This is a genomic window from Nocardia flavorosea (assembly GCF_015477805.1).
In the GTDB taxonomy this organism is placed as follows: Bacteria; Actinomycetota; Actinomycetes; order Mycobacteriales; family Mycobacteriaceae; genus Nocardia; species Nocardia flavorosea_A.
This window is the reverse complement of the sequence record NZ_JADLQL010000003.1, coordinates 338996-354272: the sequence shown is the minus strand read 5'-3', so window position 1 is coordinate 354272 and position 15277 is coordinate 338996. Positions and strand designations below refer to the sequence as shown.

Sequence of the window (15277 nt, the reverse complement as noted above, 5' to 3'; positions counted from 1 at the left end):
GAACGCTCTTAATCCTCGGCCATCGGCGGCAGTTCCTTGATGAACGGCGGATCGTAATCGACCTTGCCGAGTTTGGTCGCGCCGCCGGGCGAACCCAGTTCGTCGAAGAAATCGACATTCGCGTTGACGTAGCCGGTCCACTGATCGGGGGTGTCGTCCTCGTAGAAGATCGCCTCCACCGGGCAGACCGGTTCACACGCACCACAGTCAACGCATTCGTCGGGATGGATGTAGAGCATGCGACCGCCCTCGTAGATGCAATCCACGGGGCATTCTTCGATGCACGCCTTGTCCTTCACGTCAACGCACGGTTCGGCGATGATGTAGGTCACTCCCGCTCTCCTAGTCTTCCTTCTTCTCCGGGTAACTGCGCCCGTGCACAAGTATTCCTCGCGCCCCAAACGCTACCCCCGGTGAGCCTGTCCTAATATTCTGCGCCACCTACACCGGCACGGCCGGGGCCGGTTGATCCCTTCTCGAGGCCGGCCATTCGTGAAGGGGCGGGCTGTAATTTTGGAGACGCTCCGCGTCTCGAGGGTGGGGCCCTTGGAGGCCCGGTTCTTCACTCCTCCGCTTCGCTCCCCCGCTCCGTCGCTCCGGAACCGGGCGGGCCCCACCCGGAGTGGTGAACGGTCCGGGGGAGTTGGAAGGAGGCCGGAGGACCAGCGCAGTCGGCCGGGTTCGCGCTGGTTACCTCCCTCAGACCAGTTCCAGGCCGGGGACCGGGCCGCGGCTCGGGGGGATTCCGTAGGTGGTGGTGCGTTCACGGACGGGGCGACCGATTCCTTCGGCTATTTCTGTGAGTTCGGCCACCGTTTTCGCCGAGCCGTGCTGGGATCCGGCCATCCGGGAGATCGTTTCCTCCATCAGGGTGCCGCCGAGGTCGTTGGCACCGCTGCACAGCATCACCCGGGTTCCGGTGGTGCCGAGTTTCACCCAACTGGTCTGGATGTTGTCGATCCGGCCGTGCAGCATGATCCGGGCCAGGGCGTGCGCGGCGCGGTTGTCGCGGTTGGTGGGGCCGGGCCGGGAGGCGCCCGCGAGGTAGAGCGGGGCGCTCTGGTGCACGAACGGCAGCAGTACGAATTCGGTGAAACCGCCGGTCTCGTCCTGGATGCCGCGCAGTACGCGCAGATGACCGACCCAATGGCTCGGGTTGTCGACGTGCCCGTACATCATGGTAGAACTCGACCGTATGCCCACCTGATGCGCGGTGGTGACGACGTCGATCCAGGCCGACGCCGGCAGTTTGCCCTTGGTGAGCACCCAGCGGACCTCGTCGTCGAGGATTTCGGCGGCCGTGCCGGGGATGGTGCCGAGTCCGGCTTCGCGCAACGCGGTCAGCCAGTCGCGGACACTTTCGCCGCCGCGGGATGCGCCGTTGACGATTTCCATCGGGCTGAACGCGTGCACATGCATGGACGGGACACGGGCCTTCACCGCCCGCACGAGATCCGCGTATCCGGTGACCGGCAGATCGGGGTCGATACCGCCCTGCATACAGACCTCGGTGGCGCCGTCCACGTACGCCTCCCACGCACGGTCGGCCACCTCCTCGGTGCTGAGGGTGAACGCGTCGGCGTCGCCTTTACGCTGTGCGAACGCGCAGAATCGGCAGCCGGTGTAGCAGATATTGGTGAAGTTGATGTTCCGGTTCACCACATAGGTGACGTCGTCGCCGCAGACATCGCGACGCAGCTGATCCGCGAGTCCGGCGACGGCGTCCAGGTCGGGGCCGTCCGCGGTCGCCAGCGCCAAGTATTGGGCGTCGGTGAGTCCGGCCGGGTCCTTCTCGGCGGCCCGCAGCGCGGCCAGCACATCGGCGTCCAACCGCTGCGGCGCGGCGGCGAGATCGCGGACCTGTTCGCGAATGGTGTCCCAGTCGCCGAACGCGTTGTCGATATCGCTGCGGGTATCGGTATTACGCCCGTCGGTATCGATGGCGGTGTTCAGATCGGTCCGGCCCGCGGATTCCCAGGATTCGTCCGGTTCCTGCCAGGGCAGGCCGACGGGAAGCGCGCCTGTTTTCGCCAAGCCCGTCTCAGGATCGGTGAGCGCGGCGACGTGGGCACCGATCCGCGGGTCGATCCACGGGTTCGCGGCCCGGACATATTTCGGATGCGCGGAAGTGCGTTCCACCAGTTCGAACCCGGCGCTCGCGGTGAGTTCGGCGAGCGTATCGAGATTGGGCCACGGCCGTTCCGGGTTGACGTGATCGGGGGTCACCGGTGAAACACCGCCCCAGTCGTCGATACCGGCTTCGAGCAGCGCCCGGCATTCCGCACCGGACACCAGGTTCGGTGGCGCCTGCACCGCGACATCCGGGCCGAGCAGCAACCGTGTCACCGCGATGGTAGCCAGGAATTCGGACATATCGGCGTCGGGGGCGTGCCGCATGGCGGTATCGTCCTTGGCGCGGAAGTTCTGCACGATGACTTCCTGGATATGGCCGAACGCCTTGTGCGACTTCCGGATCGCCAGGATCGTATCCGCCCGCTCGGCGATGGTCTCGCCGATACCCACCAGGATTCCGGTGGTGTAGGGAACCGAGAGCCGGCCGGCGTCGGTGATCGCACGCAACCGCACCGCGGGATCCTTGTCGGGGCTGCCGTAATGGCAGTTGCCCTTCTCGGTGAACAGCCGGGTCGCGGTGGTCTCCAGCATCATCCCCATCGACTGGGCGACCGGTTTCAGCCGGGAGATCTCCTCCCAGGACATCACGCCGGGATTCAGATGCGGCAGCAGACCGGTTTCCTCGAGCACCAGGATGGAGACCGCGCGCAGATAGTCCAGCGTGGAATCGTAACCGCGTTCGTCGAGCCACTGCGCTGCCTCGGGCCAGCGCGCCTCGGGCCGGTCACCCAGGGTGAAGAGCGCTTCCTTGCACCCCAGTTCGGCGCCGCGGCGGGCGATTTCGAGTACCTCGTCGGGTTCGAGGAACATTCCGCGGCCCTGTGCGCGCAATTTGCCGGGCACAGTGACGAAGGTGCAGTAATGACAGGTGTCCCGGCACAGGTGGGTCAGCGGGATGAAGACATTGCGCGAGTAGGTGATGGTGGCCGGGCGTCCGGCCGACGCCAGGCCGGCGTCGCGCACCCGGGCGGCGCTGCGGCACAGATCCGCCAGATCATCGTCGCGAGCATGCAGCAGCACGGTGGCTTCGTCGGCGTTCAGCGTGACCCCGTCGCGCGCCCGGCGCAACGCCCGTCGCATGGCGGACGGCGTGGGCACGGGGGTCGGGACGGTCGGTTCGGGTAGTTCGGTCACGCCCTCGATCATGCGGTACACATCCGGAACTGTCTCCTCCCAGGTCGTCGAGCGTTCACAACCCCGCTGTATCGCGGGCTATTCCGTGCAGGTCGAGGCTGTGCGCGGGAACCGCCGGGCCGCTGTTCGATCTTGTCCGGGCCGAAACGCCGAACAAACGTGCGACCATGAATACATGCCGGACAGCCCGCCTCGGTCCACCGATCCGCTGCTCGACCCCGCTCGGCGGCCCAGTCCCCGCGCGAAGACACTGTGGACGGTGGAGATCGCCCTGACCTGGTTGGTCCTCATCATCGCGCTGGTGGCCTGGGCGGTTGCCGATCCCGACCGCCGCCCCTGGCAGGTGGCCGCGGCGGTGGTCGTCGTTCCCGTTGCCGTGCTGGCGACGATCGTAGTGCCCCGCTGGCGTTATCGGGTACACCGCTGGGAGGTGACCGACGAGGCGGTGTACACCCGGGTGGGCTGGTTATCGCTGGAGAGCCGGGTCGCACCGATTTCCCGGGTGCAGACCGTGGATACCGAACGCGGCCCGCTGGAGCGGCTGCTCGGCCTGTCGACGATCACCGTCACCACGGCTTCCTCGGCGGGCGCCGTGCGGATCGGGTTGCTCGACAAGTCGCTCGCCGACGAGACGGTGGCGCAATTGACCGAGATCGCGGCCCGGCACCGTGGGGATGCGACATGAGCGGCGCGGCCGGCGAGCGGCCGTGGCAGCGTCTCGACCGCCGCATGCTGCTGGTGCATCCGGTGCAGGCGATCATGAAGTTCCTGCCGGCGGTGATCGGTGGCGCGGTGCTCGGTGTCAGCTCCGGGAATCCGCTGTGGGTCCTGCTGGGACCGGTCATCGTCGTGCCCTACGGACTCGCACTCTGGTTCACCACCACCTACCGGATGAGTCCCACCCACGTCGAACTCCGTACCGGCGTGATCCAGCGGAAACGATTGTCGGTGCCGCGGGCCCGGATCCGTTCGGTGGATATCGAGGCCGACCCGCTGCACCGGATCCTGGGGCTGGCCGCGGTGGTGATCGGTACCGGACAGGAAGCCGGAGCCGACGATCGGTTCACCCTCGACGCGCTGGCCGCCGATCAGGTCCGTCCACTGCGTACCGAACTGCTCGCACACACCCGGCGGCCCCATATCTCCGCCGGTGTCCCCGGGACCTCCGAGCTCGCCCCGGACGTCCCCACCGCACCCGCCGGCGCGGATGATATCCACACCGGCGCGGTGCCGGGCGGCGATACCGATTCCGCGGCGCAGCACGGAATCGAGACGGCAGCGGGCCGCGAAATCGGGCATTGGCGGGCGGAGTGGGTGCGCTACGCGCCGCTGTCGCTGACCGGGTTCGCCCTCGCCGCCTCCGCCCTCGGTATCGCCGCCCAGTTCGGCTTGGGCTCCACCGCAATCCGGGTCGACCGGGAGACCGTGGACACAGTACGCGGTGCCGGCGTGGCGGCGCTGATCATCCTCGGCGTGCTGTTCCTGGCCGCTCTCGTCGTAGTGGTCAGCGTGGCGGCCTGCGCACACTATCTGATCACGTATTTCGGGCTGCGGGTCACCGATTACGGCAGCACCCTGCAGGTCCGGCGGGGCCTGTTCACCCTGCGGCAGATCACCCTCGATACGGCCCGGTTACGCGGTGCCACGATCATCGAGCCCCTGCTGCTGCGCCTGGCCGGCGCCGCCCAACTCGAAGCGATCATGACCGGCGAGAACCCACGGCAGAAAATCCTGCCGCAGTCGCCCCGGACAGCCGTCGAACGCACCCTCGCCGATCTGCTCCGGCCCCGCCGTGATCGGCCGGCCCCGGAACCCGCCGCCATATCGCAGCTTCCGGCACCGGCCCGGGTCACGCTCACGCCACACGGACCGGCAGCCCGGCGGCGACGCTACATCCGGGGCATGTGGCCGGCGCCGCTCGTCTTCCTCGCCCTGGCGATTCTCACGGCCGTCGGCCTGCAGATCGCGGTCTGGTGGTGGCTGATACCGATCGCGCTGATCCCGGTCTGCGCACTGCTCGCCGCCGACCGCTACCGCGGCCTCGGCCACGCGGTCCTGCCCGCGGAAGCGGGCGCGCCGACCTGGCTGGTACTCCGATCCGGTTCCCTCGACCGGGAACGATCCTGTCTCGAAGCGCCCGGCATCATCGGCTGGACGGTCCGGCAGTCCCTCTGGCAGCGCCGTTCCGGCCTGGCCACCCTCTCCGCCACCACCGCCGCCGGAAAGAAGGTGTATTCGATCCCGGACATCCCTCTCGGCCAGGTTCGCCCCGTGATCGACAAGGTCACCCCGGGCCTATAGGACCATCCACCACGGCGCATCCATGCCGTCGGCGCCATCACGACGCTCGCCGGATGGCCCACCCTTGTGCGGCCACGCCACCGCCGGGCAACCGAGTCCAGCAAATCCCTCAGGTCTGGCAGTGGCGGGTGGGTGCGTCTCGCAGATCGGGTTCGTCGGCGACCACCCGCAGCCCGGGCCGTTCGTCCGGACTCGAATGGTTGCCCATCCAGGACAGCAGCGACCAGCGCGACAGCCCGGACAGCGCCGAACCGAGGCTCAGGAACGACCCGCTGGAGATGAGTGATCCGAAGGATCCGATCGAACCGATCGACAGCACCGATCCGGTACTGCCGATGGAGAGGATGGAATACGCCGATCCGATCGACAGGATCGACCCAACGGATCTGATGGACAGAATCGACCGCGACGAGCGCCGACTCCGGATTGATCTGTGCGAATGCTCGACAGTCGCCATATCCCCGGTCTACCACAACCAGCTCTGTTTTCCGGCGCACCGATGCGCCGGAAATCCAGCGGATTCGGGACTAGCCGACGGTGAAGAAGCCCAGGGTCGGAGCGAAGGAGCAGCTACGCGCCTCGGTTTCGGTGGCCTGGGTGGTGAGCCCGCCGCCGATGACCGCGACGATGCGCCCGGTGCCCGTGTTCGCAATCGCCGAGAGCGTCGCGGGACCGTCGGGATTGATCTTGGCTTCGTCGGTGAGCACCTCGGTGCCGGCAGCGCCGGTATCGATATTGCGCCACTGCACCGTCATCGGCTGCGGCTGTTCGGCGGTGGGCCGTTCGGTGCCGAGGGCGGTGAACACGAAACCGGTCTGGCCGGCGGCCGGGCCGGGCGGCGGCAGCTGCGCCGGGCCGGGAACCGCGAGGGCGGTGCCGACGGAGTCGCCGGACGGGGCGATGCAGCCCTTGCCGATCGTCGGGTAGAGGAACTGGGCGATCGCGGGCCCGGATTCCGGGATCTCGGGACCGCCGCCACCGCTGCCGTCCAAGAAGGTGATGACCCGTTCCAGGGTGGCTTCGATCTGCGGGGGCAGATTCACGGTGTCCAGCAGCGCGCGGGCCTGGGCCAGGATCGCGGCCTGGGGGCTGCCCGGCGCGGCGATGTCCTGGGCGACGGGCGCCGCCGGCGGGTTGACGATAACCGGGGCCAGGGCGGCGAGCACGTCGACCGGGACCCCTTCGGGGACCATCGGGACGCTGTTCACCGATGTCTCGGTGGCCGGGGCCGCGACGGCTGTCGCGGGCGCCACGAGGGAGGCGCCCGCCGCTATGGCGAGCGCGGACATTGCGATCCGCGATCCTCGGGTGCGAAGCACTGGTCTAGCCGTCCTTACCTCGGGTACATCTGGGCGACGCTGAAAAGCCGTCGTTTCGGGGTCACTCTAAGGACACTGGCGCGCGTTGTACAGCACCGGGGTAGCGAATGCGACCCCTATTTCGCTGTGATACCCGACAGTAGCGGGTAGCCATTGTGACATGTGTGAAATTTGAGTCGAGCGCATATGTGTGTCGCCCAGACGCCCCGGCGGTCCGGAGATCATCCGTTCCACTCGCCGGCCCCCGCGAACGATCGAGCCAACCGGTCGCGCCGTGCCCCGGCACGGTCGGGTTAATGTATTCCGCGCCGGAAACTCCTGCCGCCGCGCCGGGTCCGGCCGCCGACCCGGACCGACTCGAAAGCCCATGTCTTGAATCAGCCCAGCGCCCGGACCGCTCTCCGGGGGTTCACACCGTTTCGCCTGGCCCTGGCGGCACTGGGAATCAGTGTGGCGGTACGGCTGCTGTGGATGCTGCTGACACCCAACGGGATGAACCTGGTGGATCTGCACGTCTACGTGGACGGTTCGGCCGCGCTGCTCACCGACGATCTCTACGATTTCACCTACGCCGAGAAGACCCCGGATTTCCCGCTGCCCTTCACTTATCCGCCGTTCGCGGCGGTCGTGTTCTTCCCGCTGCATTTCCTGCCGTTCACCGTGGTGGCGGTGCTGTGGCTGTTCGCGATCGTCGCCGCCCTGTACTGGGTGGTGCGGATCGCATTCGAATTGATGCTGGGCCCCGAAGCGCTCACCGAGCCGCGGTGGCGGACCGCCACGGTGGCGTGGACGGCGGTGGGCCTGTGGTTCGAACCGGTGCGCACCACGATCGACTACGGGCAGGTCAATGTCTTCCTGATGCTCGGGGTGATGCTGGCCGTCCGCAGTACGCGGTGGTGGATCTCGGGAACGCTGGTCGGGGTGGTCGCGGGAATCAAACTCACGCCGGCGATCAGCGGGCTGTATTTCCTGGCGCGGCGCCGCTGGCTCGCGGCGGTCTGGTCGGGGGTGGTCTTCGGCCTGACCGTCGGGGGCAGTTTCCTGCTCAATCCCGAAGAGACCCGGCGCTACTTCGGCACCCTGCTCGGCGATGCCGACCGGATCGGCCCGGTGGGATCGGTGTGGAATCAGTCACTGCGCGGGGCATTGAGCCGGCTTCTGGGCAGCGATGTCGGCACCGGGCCGTGGTGGATCGCCGGTGTACTGGTAATGGCGGTGCTGGGCTGGTTCGCGTGGCGCGCGTTGCGCCGCGACGATCTGCTGGGTACCGCGCTGATCGTGCAGCTGTTCGGGTTGCTGATCTCGCCGATCTCCTGGTCGCATCACTGGGGCTGGCTGCTGCCGACCGTCCTCTGGCTGCTCTACGGACCGTTCCGGGAGGTGGCCGGGGCGAAGATCTTGGCCGGGTACTGGTTGATCACCACCTTGGTGGGCGCACCGTGGGTGCTGTCGTTCCTGCAGGATTCGATCTGGACGATCTCGCGCTGGGGGGTGTGGTCCTGGCTGGGCGCCGTCGATGTGGTCGGCGCGCTCGCGCTCTACGCGTGGACCATCTGGGCGGGTCGCGCGGTTTCCCGGATCACCGGCCCGCCAGCCGATCGATCTCCCGAGCCAGCGCGACGTCCTGTGCCGTGAGCCCGCCCGCGGAATGCGTGGACAGCGTGAAGGTCACCTTTCTCCAGCGGATATCGATATCGGGATGATGGTTCGCCGCCTCAGCGGCCTCCGCCACGCGCCGCACGAGCTCGATTCCGTCGAGGAATGACGACGCTTGCACGGTGCGGGTTATCGCATCGCCCGCGCGCGACCATTCGGGCAGGGTATCGAGGGAGTCGGTGATCTCGGTTTCGGTGAGCAGTGGTGTGGTCATATCGCCGTGGTACCCCGCGAGTTCGCATTCTCACATCGGTGGCCGCCGTGAATTCACCCGCCGGCCCGGATCGGCTCAGGCGGCGCGTGCCTTTTTCAGGCCTTTCTTCAATTCCTTACCGGTGGCGCCCGCGGCCTCCAGGCGCTTCATCCGCATGATCACCACAGGGCATTTCACACAGCGCGTCTTCTTCCGACAGCACTTCTTCTTCGGCTGGAGGCTCGACACCTCTTTCGCCTTGACCTTGCCCATGCGGGTTAGCATACCCTTACCTTGGGCGGCGCGAGCAGGCCACCAACGGCACCGGTAGGGTATACCCGGCCCAGATGCCCGGTGAGTCCTTATCTCCCTATTCCAGGGTCCGACGGAGAAGAAACAGCCAACAGCAGGAGGAACCGGCGTGTCGTCTGCACGCGATTTTCGCAACGTCGCCATCGTGGCACACGTCGACCACGGCAAGACGACACTCGTCGACGCCATGCTGCGACAGTCCGGCGCTTTCGCCGAACGGGCCGAACTCGTCGACCGGGTGATGGATTCCGGCGATCTGGAACGCGAGAAGGGCATCACCATTCTCGCCAAGAACACCGCCGTTCACCGGCACCATCCGGACGGCAGTGTCACCGTCATCAATGTCATCGACACCCCGGGCCACGCCGATTTCGGCGGTGAGGTCGAACGCGGCCTGTCCATGGTCGACGGTGTGGTGCTGCTCGTGGACGCCTCCGAGGGGCCGCTGCCGCAGACCCGGTTCGTCCTGCGCAAGGCCCTCGCGGCCTGCCTGCCGGTGATCCTGGTGGTCAACAAGACCGACCGCCCCGACGCGCGGATCGCCGAGGTCGTCGAGGAAAGCCACGATCTGCTGCTGGACCTCGCCTCCGATCTCGACGACGACGCCGCCGAAGCCGCCGAACTCGCCCTGGATCTGCCCGTGCTCTACGCCTCCGGCCGCGCGGGCAAGGCATCCAAGGAGCAGCCGCAGAACGGCGAGGTGCCGAACGCGGACAACCTCGACGCACTGTTCGATGTGCTGCTCCAGAACATTCCCGCCCCCAAGGGCGACCCGACCGCACCGCTGCAGGCCCATGTCACCAACCTCGACGCCTCGGCCTTCCTGGGCCGGCTCGCGCTGGTGCGCATCCACAACGGTGAACTCCGCAAGGGGCAGAACGTCGCGTGGATGCACGCGGACGGGGTGAAAACCGTCAAGATCACCGAACTGCTGCAGACCGTCGGTGTCGAACGGCAGCCGGGTGAGGTCGCGGTGGCCGGCGATATCGTCGCCGTCGCCGGTATCCCCGACATCATGATCGGCGATACCCTCGCCGACGCCGACGAACCCGTCGCGCTGCCCCGGATCACGGTGGACGAGCCCGCGATCTCGGTGGTCATCGGTACCAACACCTCGCCGCTGGTCGGCCGGGTGCAGGGACACAAACTCACCGCCCGCATGGTGAAGTCGCGACTCGACCAGGAACTGGTCGGCAATGTTTCGCTGCGGGTCCTCGATATCGGCCGCCCGGATGCCTGGGAGGTACAGGGCCGTGGTGAACTCGCCCTCGCCATCCTCGTCGAGCAGATGCGGCGCGAGGGTTTCGAACTGACCGTCGGCAAACCGCAGGTGGTGACCCGGCAGGTCGACGGCAAGGTGCACGAGCCCTACGAAGAGCTCACCATCGACTGCCCGGACGAATACCTGGGTGCCATCACCCAGCTGCTGGCCGCCCGTAAGGGCAAGATGGTGCAGATGAACAACCATGCCGCGGGCTGGGTGCGGATGGAGTTCATCGTGCCGTCCCGCGGGTTGATCGGATTCCGCACCGATTTCCTCACCGAAACCCGCGGCACCGGTATCGCCAACGCCGTCTCGCACGGTTACGCCCCGTGGGCGGGCGAGATCCGGGCCCGGCACACCGGATCGCTGGTTTCCGACCGGTCCGGCAGCGTGACCCCGTTCGCCATGATCCAGCTCGCCGACCGCGGGCAGTTCTTCGTCGAACCCGGCGCGGAGACCTATGAGGGCATGGTCGTCGGAATCAACCCGCGCGCCGAGGACCTCGATATCAACGTGACCAAGGAGAAGAAGCTCACCAATATGCGCTCCTCCACCGCCGATGTGATGGAGACGCTGGCCAAACCGCTGCAGCTGGACCTGGAAGCGGCCATGGAATTCTGTGCCGCCGACGAATGCGTCGAAGTGACCCCGGAGGTCGTCCGGGTACGCAAGGTGACGCTGGCCGCCAATGAGCGGGCCCGGGAGTTGTCCCGACGCAAAGCCCGCGACCGGGCCGCGCTGTAACCGGTTTCGCCACCGGACACCGACAGCCGGGCGTTGGGTAGAGTGCCGAGGATGATTTCGGGGAGGCGCGCGGTGTGGCGCGGGCTGCTGGTGCTGTTGGCGGTGCTCGTTCCGGTACTGGCCGGATGCACCGCCGACCCGCCACCACCCATAGCCAGTACCGACAGCCCGAAAACCGAACCGGCGCTGCCCACCAAGAACACGGTCGTGGTGGCCGTCGACGATATCGGGATCGGGTTCAACCCGCATCTTCGATCGAACCAGTCCCCGGCGACGTCCGCGGTCGCGGCCATGGTGCTGCCGAGCCCGTTCCGGCCCACTCCCGACCCGGCCGCGCCCGGGGCGACGCTGTGGGTTCCCGACACCGCCCTGCTCGAATCGGCGACGGTCACCGCACAGGCGCCGTTCACCATCACCTACCAGTTGAAGGACCAGGCCAACTGGTCCGACGGCGCGCCGATCGCAGCCGAGGATTTCTGGTACCTGTGGCAGCAGATGATCACCCAGCCCGGCGTGATCGATCCCGCGGGTTACCGGCTGATCTCCGATGTCCGGTCATCGGGTGGCGGGAAAACCGTCACCGTGGTCATGAACGCGCCGTATCCGGCGTGGCCGCAGCTGTTCGCGAATCTGCTGCCCTCGCATCTGATGAAGGATTCGCCGGGCGGTTTCCAGCGCACATTGGTCGAGCAGATACCGGTGTCGGGCAATCACTTCACCATCGAATCCGCCGACCCCGGCCGCGACGAGATCCTGCTGGAACGCAACGACCGGTTCTGGGGCACCCCCGCCCGGCCGGACCAGATCCTGCTGCGCCGCGGGGGCACCACCGCCCAGCTCGCCGATTCGCTGCGCAACGGCGATACCCAGATGGCACTCGTGCACGGCGGTGTCGCCACCGAAGCCCAGCTCGCCGCGATCCCCTCGGTGCGGACCGCGATCATGCCGCAGTCGCGGCAGCTGCGGCTGACCCTCAACGGCCGCGACGGCGTACTCGCCGATCATCGGGTGCGCACAGCGGTACTCGCCCTGCTCGATCCGGCGCTGCTGGCCACCGTCGGCGCACAAACCGGGAATTGGGTCGAACCGGTCCGCGCCCAGGTGCTCTCCCCCTCCGATCCTGGTTACACCCCCACCCAGCCGCCTCCGCTCGCTCCCGACCAGGCGTTCGCGCTGCTGGCCGAGGCCGGTTTCGGCCGGTCGCCGGAACCACCCCCGGTTTCGGCGACCTCGCCCGCGCCGCGACCGCGTTCGCTGGCCCGCAACGGCGAACCGCTGGTGCTCCGGATCGGCGCGGTGACCGGCGACGACACGGCCATCGCGGTCGCCAACACCGCCGCCGACCAGTTGCGCAGCGCCGGTATCGACGCCTCGGTGCGCAATCTGCCGGCCGACGAGTTGTACGGGAAAGAACTCGTCGAGAGCACCGTCGACGCGGTGGTGGGCTGGGAGGCGACCGGCGGCGATCCCGCGACGGCACTGGCTTCCCGGTACGGTTGCCCGCCCGCGCCGCCCGTCGGCCCGCCCGGGGAAGGCGCCGAGCGCACCGGAACCGAAGTGCCCGCGGCCGTGGAAGCGGCGCGGCAGGCGCCCAGCAACCTGTCCGGTGTGTGCGATCCGGAATTCCAGCCGGCCATCGACGGCGCCCTGCGCGGGATCGAGGTGCCCCGGACACTGGCCGACGCCGAACCACGCCTGTGGGGCGAATCCATCGTCTTGCCGATCGTGCAGGACAATGTGGTCGCCGCGGCCGGGCCCTCGGTGGACGGCGCCTCGCTCAGCGGCGCCATCCAGGCCGGCATCTTCGGTGACGCGGCGATGTGGCGGCGGATCCCGTGACCCCCGCCGAACCACGCGGCGACGGCGGGCTGCTGCTGGTCCACGCCCACCCGGACGACGAAAGCATCACCACCGGCGGCACCATCGCGCACTACCGCCGGCTCGGGGTCCCGGTCACCGTGGTGACCTGCACGCTCGGCGAAGAAGGCGAGATCATCGGCGACGAATGGGCCGGACTGGCCGCCGAGCACGCCGACCAGCTCGGCGGCTACCGCATCGGCGAACTCACCCGCGCCCTCACCGAACTCGGCGCCGGGCCACCCTGTTTCCTGGGCGGTGCGGGCCGCTGGCGCGACTCGGGTATGGCCGGCACCCCCGCCGCCGACCATCCGCGCGCCTTTGTCCGATCGGGTGACGCCGCAGTCGAAGCGCTGGTCGCCGTGATCTTGCGGTTGCGGCCGCGCGTGGTCGTGACCTACGACCCCAACGGGGGTTACGGGCATCCCGACCATATCCAGGCGCATCAGGTCACCACCGCCGCGGTGACGGCCGCCGCGGCACAGGGCTGGGACACTCCCAAGCTCTACTGGACCGTGACCGACGCCGATATCCTGCGCGACCATCTGCGGGCGCTGGCCCGGCGCACCGTCGACGGCCTGCCCGGCGCCCTGCCATCCGGCTGGCGGCTCGCGGCGGAGAACGAACTGGCTTGCGTGCCGAGCACTTCGGTGACGACAACGATCGATGTCGCCGAAGTCCTGACCGGTAAACGGGCCGCGCTGCGGGCGCATGCCACCCAGCTCACGGTCGCGCCGTCGGGCCGCGAGTTCGCGCTGACCAATATGGTCGCCCAGCCTGTTCTCCCCGAGGAGCACTACATACTGGCCCGCGGCCGGATCGGGCCGCGCGGCGCGGACGGCCGCGAAGACGATCTGTTCGCCGGACTGGCATAACCACCGGGCGCCGCGCCGCCGAATACACTCGTCCGCATGCAGCACTGGGAAATCGAGGGCGGTCCGGCCCGCGCGGCGCGGGTGACAGCAGGTTCACTGCCGGCGAATCGGCCACACCGGTGACGGCCACCGTGGCGGATTCGGCGGCCCCGGCCCGGAGTCTGCGGTCGCGAGCGGGCGGCTGGGCCACCGCCGCCGTGAACGGGATCCCCGGCCCGCTGATCGTCGCCGTGCTCGTCCTGGACGCGGTGATCGCACTGATCCTCGAAGTGCTCTATCTTCCCCTCTACATCGGGACCGTGCCGCTACCGATCACCGCGATCCTGGCCGGGCCGGTGAATCTGGCGCTGGTGTGGGCGGTCGCGACGGTGAGCACCCGGCTTTCGGTACTGTTCCTCCCGGTGGGTGCCTGGCTGGCCGCATTCCTGATCGCCGCCAGTCGCGGGCCGGGCGGCGACTACCCGCTGCGCAGCGATCTGCCGACACTGCTGCTGTTCCTGTCCGGGGCCGTGGTTCCGCTGATCTACATGTACACGGCGGCGAACCGGCCGAAACCGGCGAAGAAGTAAGTGGGGTTCACCAGGCCCCGTATTCCGCGGTGAGGATATTGTTCACATCCACCCCCACCCCGTCCACCGTGCGGTCGTCGATCTCGAACTGGTGCAGGTTCGCCGCGGGATGGACGAAACCGGCCGGGGTACCCCAATCGTGCTGCCAGAACCACGCCCCCACCCCGGCGATCCGGGCCAGTTCGATGGTGGGCGCATTGGCATAGACACCGGTGTTCTCCCGGCCCACCACCGACTGCCAGCCGTGCAGGTACGGCAGGATCATGGCCGCGAAATCGACCGGCGTGGGGTTGTCGTCGATGGACGCGTAGATCGGCCGATTCTCCGGACCGCCCGCGGCGCGGTGCAATTCCAGCCCTCGTGCGGCATGCCGCTTACCGGCCTCCAGCCCGCCTCGCCAGTCCGCGGTGGGGCCCTTGCCGAACTGGTAGCAGGACACGATCGCCAGCCCCGCCTCCCGCAACGCCGAAACCTCCCCGGCCAGCAGCGGTTTCCCGGCCATCCACTCCGCGCCCGGCCGGCGATCCGATACATACCGGATGACACCCGCATGCCCGGCGGCCTTGATCGCCGCCGCCGACGGCACCCCCGCCGCATAGTCGAGCAGTGTGCCCCGCGGTGCGGCCGCGGCGGGCCGGGCCGCGGATACCGAACCCATCGCTGCGGCCGCGACTCCGGCGCCGGTGTACCCGAGCAGCGCACGTCGTGACAACGAAACCATCGAAGACTCCTTCGCACCCCGTGGAAACAGTGAAAGTGTTCGGACACCGTCCCTGCCGCCTTCCACACCGACAGATTCGAACGCGCAACCATTGCATCACGCACGCTGTTCGCCACTGATCCGACGCGCGGAACCGGGCGATGCCGTGGGACCCGTTGTGTGGGCCGGTGCCGAATCGGCCGCACGGCCGGCAAAGAAC

General features: G+C 68.2%; 14 protein-coding genes. 7 read left to right on the top strand and 7 right to left on the bottom strand.

From position 1 onward, the window contains the following. Positions 1 to 8 precede the first annotated feature (8 nt). Entirely contained in the window at positions 9 to 332 is a 324-nt protein-coding gene (gene fdxA, locus IU448_RS16985; RefSeq protein ID WP_195056602.1) for a ferredoxin, read from the bottom strand. A 367-nt stretch (positions 333 to 699) separates the two neighbouring features. Beyond that, the gene (locus tag IU448_RS16980) at positions 700 to 3279 is read right to left on the bottom strand and encodes a bifunctional FO biosynthesis protein CofGH (protein ID WP_195056905.1); all 2580 of its coding nucleotides are present in this window, start codon (positions 3277 to 3279) and stop codon (positions 700 to 702) included. A gap of 163 nt (positions 3280 to 3442) precedes the next feature. Here IU448_RS16980 and IU448_RS16975 point away from each other — a divergent pair, with 163 nt between their 5' ends. Together IU448_RS16975 and IU448_RS16970 are read left to right on the top strand one after the other, a co-directional pair. Next, entirely contained in the window at positions 3443 to 3952 is a 510-nt protein-coding gene (locus IU448_RS16975) for a PH domain-containing protein (protein WP_195056601.1), read from the top strand. Further along, positions 3949 to 5568 (top strand): PH domain-containing protein, encoded by a 1620-nt coding sequence (locus tag IU448_RS16970; RefSeq protein ID WP_195056600.1) that lies wholly within the window; start codon positions 3949 to 3951, stop codon positions 5566 to 5568. The genes IU448_RS16975 and IU448_RS16970 overlap by 4 nt, the downstream gene beginning before the upstream one ends. 109 nt (positions 5569 to 5677) lie before the next feature. On the opposite strand, the gene IU448_RS16965 is transcribed toward IU448_RS16970, so the two are convergent. Together IU448_RS16965 and IU448_RS16960 are read right to left on the bottom strand one after the other, a co-directional pair. Then, entirely contained in the window at positions 5678 to 6025 is a 348-nt protein-coding gene (locus tag IU448_RS16965; protein ID WP_195056599.1) for a hypothetical protein, read from the bottom strand. 70 nt (positions 6026 to 6095) lie between these two features. After that, on the bottom strand, positions 6096 to 6857 hold the full coding sequence (locus IU448_RS16960; RefSeq protein ID WP_228813298.1) for a hypothetical protein: 762 nt from the start codon (positions 6855 to 6857) through the stop codon (positions 6096 to 6098). 402 nt (positions 6858 to 7259) lie between these two features. Here IU448_RS16960 and IU448_RS16955 point away from each other — a divergent pair, with 402 nt between their 5' ends. Then, positions 7260 to 8522 (top strand): mannosyltransferase, encoded by a 1263-nt coding sequence (locus IU448_RS16955; RefSeq protein ID WP_195056597.1) that lies wholly within the window; start codon positions 7260 to 7262, stop codon positions 8520 to 8522. Here the strand turns inward: IU448_RS16955 and IU448_RS16950 are convergent. Both IU448_RS16950 and IU448_RS16945 read right to left on the bottom strand, forming a co-directional pair. Next, the gene (locus IU448_RS16950; protein WP_195056596.1) at positions 8467 to 8757 is read right to left on the bottom strand and encodes a 4a-hydroxytetrahydrobiopterin dehydratase; all 291 of its coding nucleotides are present in this window, start codon (positions 8755 to 8757) and stop codon (positions 8467 to 8469) included. The two genes, IU448_RS16955 and IU448_RS16950, sit on opposite strands and share 56 nt — an antisense overlap. Before the next feature lie 75 nt (positions 8758 to 8832). Beyond that, positions 8833 to 9009, bottom strand: a complete 177-nt coding sequence (locus IU448_RS16945) for a hypothetical protein (RefSeq protein ID WP_195056595.1) — start codon at positions 9007 to 9009, stop codon at positions 8833 to 8835. A gap of 148 nt (positions 9010 to 9157) precedes the next feature. Here IU448_RS16945 and typA point away from each other — a divergent pair, with 148 nt between their 5' ends. The 4 genes from typA to IU448_RS16925 all read left to right on the top strand — a co-directional run bounded on the left by typA (position 9158) and on the right by IU448_RS16925 (position 14357). Then, on the top strand, positions 9158 to 11056 hold the full coding sequence (gene typA / locus IU448_RS16940; RefSeq protein ID WP_195056594.1) for a translational GTPase TypA: 1899 nt from the start codon (positions 9158 to 9160) through the stop codon (positions 11054 to 11056). Between the two features lie 51 nt (positions 11057 to 11107). Then, complete coding sequence (locus tag IU448_RS16935; RefSeq protein ID WP_195056593.1) at positions 11108 to 12895, top strand: ABC transporter family substrate-binding protein; 1788 nt, start codon at positions 11108 to 11110, stop codon at positions 12893 to 12895. Further along, on the top strand, positions 12877 to 13788 hold the full coding sequence (gene mshB, locus IU448_RS16930; protein ID WP_324188621.1) for an N-acetyl-1-D-myo-inositol-2-amino-2-deoxy-alpha-D-glucopyranoside deacetylase: 912 nt from the start codon (positions 12877 to 12879) through the stop codon (positions 13786 to 13788). The genes IU448_RS16935 and mshB overlap by 19 nt, the downstream gene beginning before the upstream one ends. A gap of 119 nt (positions 13789 to 13907) precedes the next feature. Further along, positions 13908 to 14357 carry a hypothetical protein gene (locus IU448_RS16925; RefSeq protein WP_195056592.1) on the top strand — a complete coding sequence of 150 codons (450 nt, stop codon included), beginning with the start codon at positions 13908 to 13910 and terminating at the stop codon, positions 14355 to 14357. A gap of 7 nt (positions 14358 to 14364) precedes the next feature. Here the strand turns inward: IU448_RS16925 and IU448_RS16920 are convergent, their stop codons facing one another. Further along, the gene (locus IU448_RS16920; protein ID WP_195056591.1) at positions 14365 to 15078 is read right to left on the bottom strand and encodes a DUF1906 domain-containing protein; all 714 of its coding nucleotides are present in this window, start codon (positions 15076 to 15078) and stop codon (positions 14365 to 14367) included. Between the last annotated feature and the right edge of the window lie 199 nt (positions 15079 to 15277).

Coding starts and splice junctions, on each gene's coding strand:
- IU448_RS16935 (WP_195056593.1), top strand. CDS start 11,108: ATGATTTCGGGGAGGCGCGCGGTGTGGCGCGGGCTGCTGGTGCTGTTG.
- IU448_RS16950 (WP_195056596.1), bottom strand. CDS start 8,757: ATGACCACACCACTGCTCACCGAAACCGAGATCACCGACTCCCTCGAT.
- IU448_RS16965 (WP_195056599.1), bottom strand. CDS start 6,025: ATGGCGACTGTCGAGCATTCGCACAGATCAATCCGGAGTCGGCGCTCG.
- IU448_RS16970 (WP_195056600.1), top strand. CDS start 3,949: ATGAGCGGCGCGGCCGGCGAGCGGCCGTGGCAGCGTCTCGACCGCCGC.
- IU448_RS16980 (WP_195056905.1), bottom strand. CDS start 3,279: ATGATCGAGGGCGTGACCGAACTACCCGAACCGACCGTCCCGACCCCC.
- IU448_RS16975 (WP_195056601.1), top strand. CDS start 3,443: ATGCCGGACAGCCCGCCTCGGTCCACCGATCCGCTGCTCGACCCCGCT.
- IU448_RS16960 (WP_228813298.1), bottom strand. CDS start 6,857: ATGTCCGCGCTCGCCATAGCGGCGGGCGCCTCCCTCGTGGCGCCCGCG.
- IU448_RS16920 (WP_195056591.1), bottom strand. CDS start 15,078: ATGGTTTCGTTGTCACGACGTGCGCTGCTCGGGTACACCGGCGCCGGA.
- IU448_RS16945 (WP_195056595.1), bottom strand. CDS start 9,009: ATGGGCAAGGTCAAGGCGAAAGAGGTGTCGAGCCTCCAGCCGAAGAAG.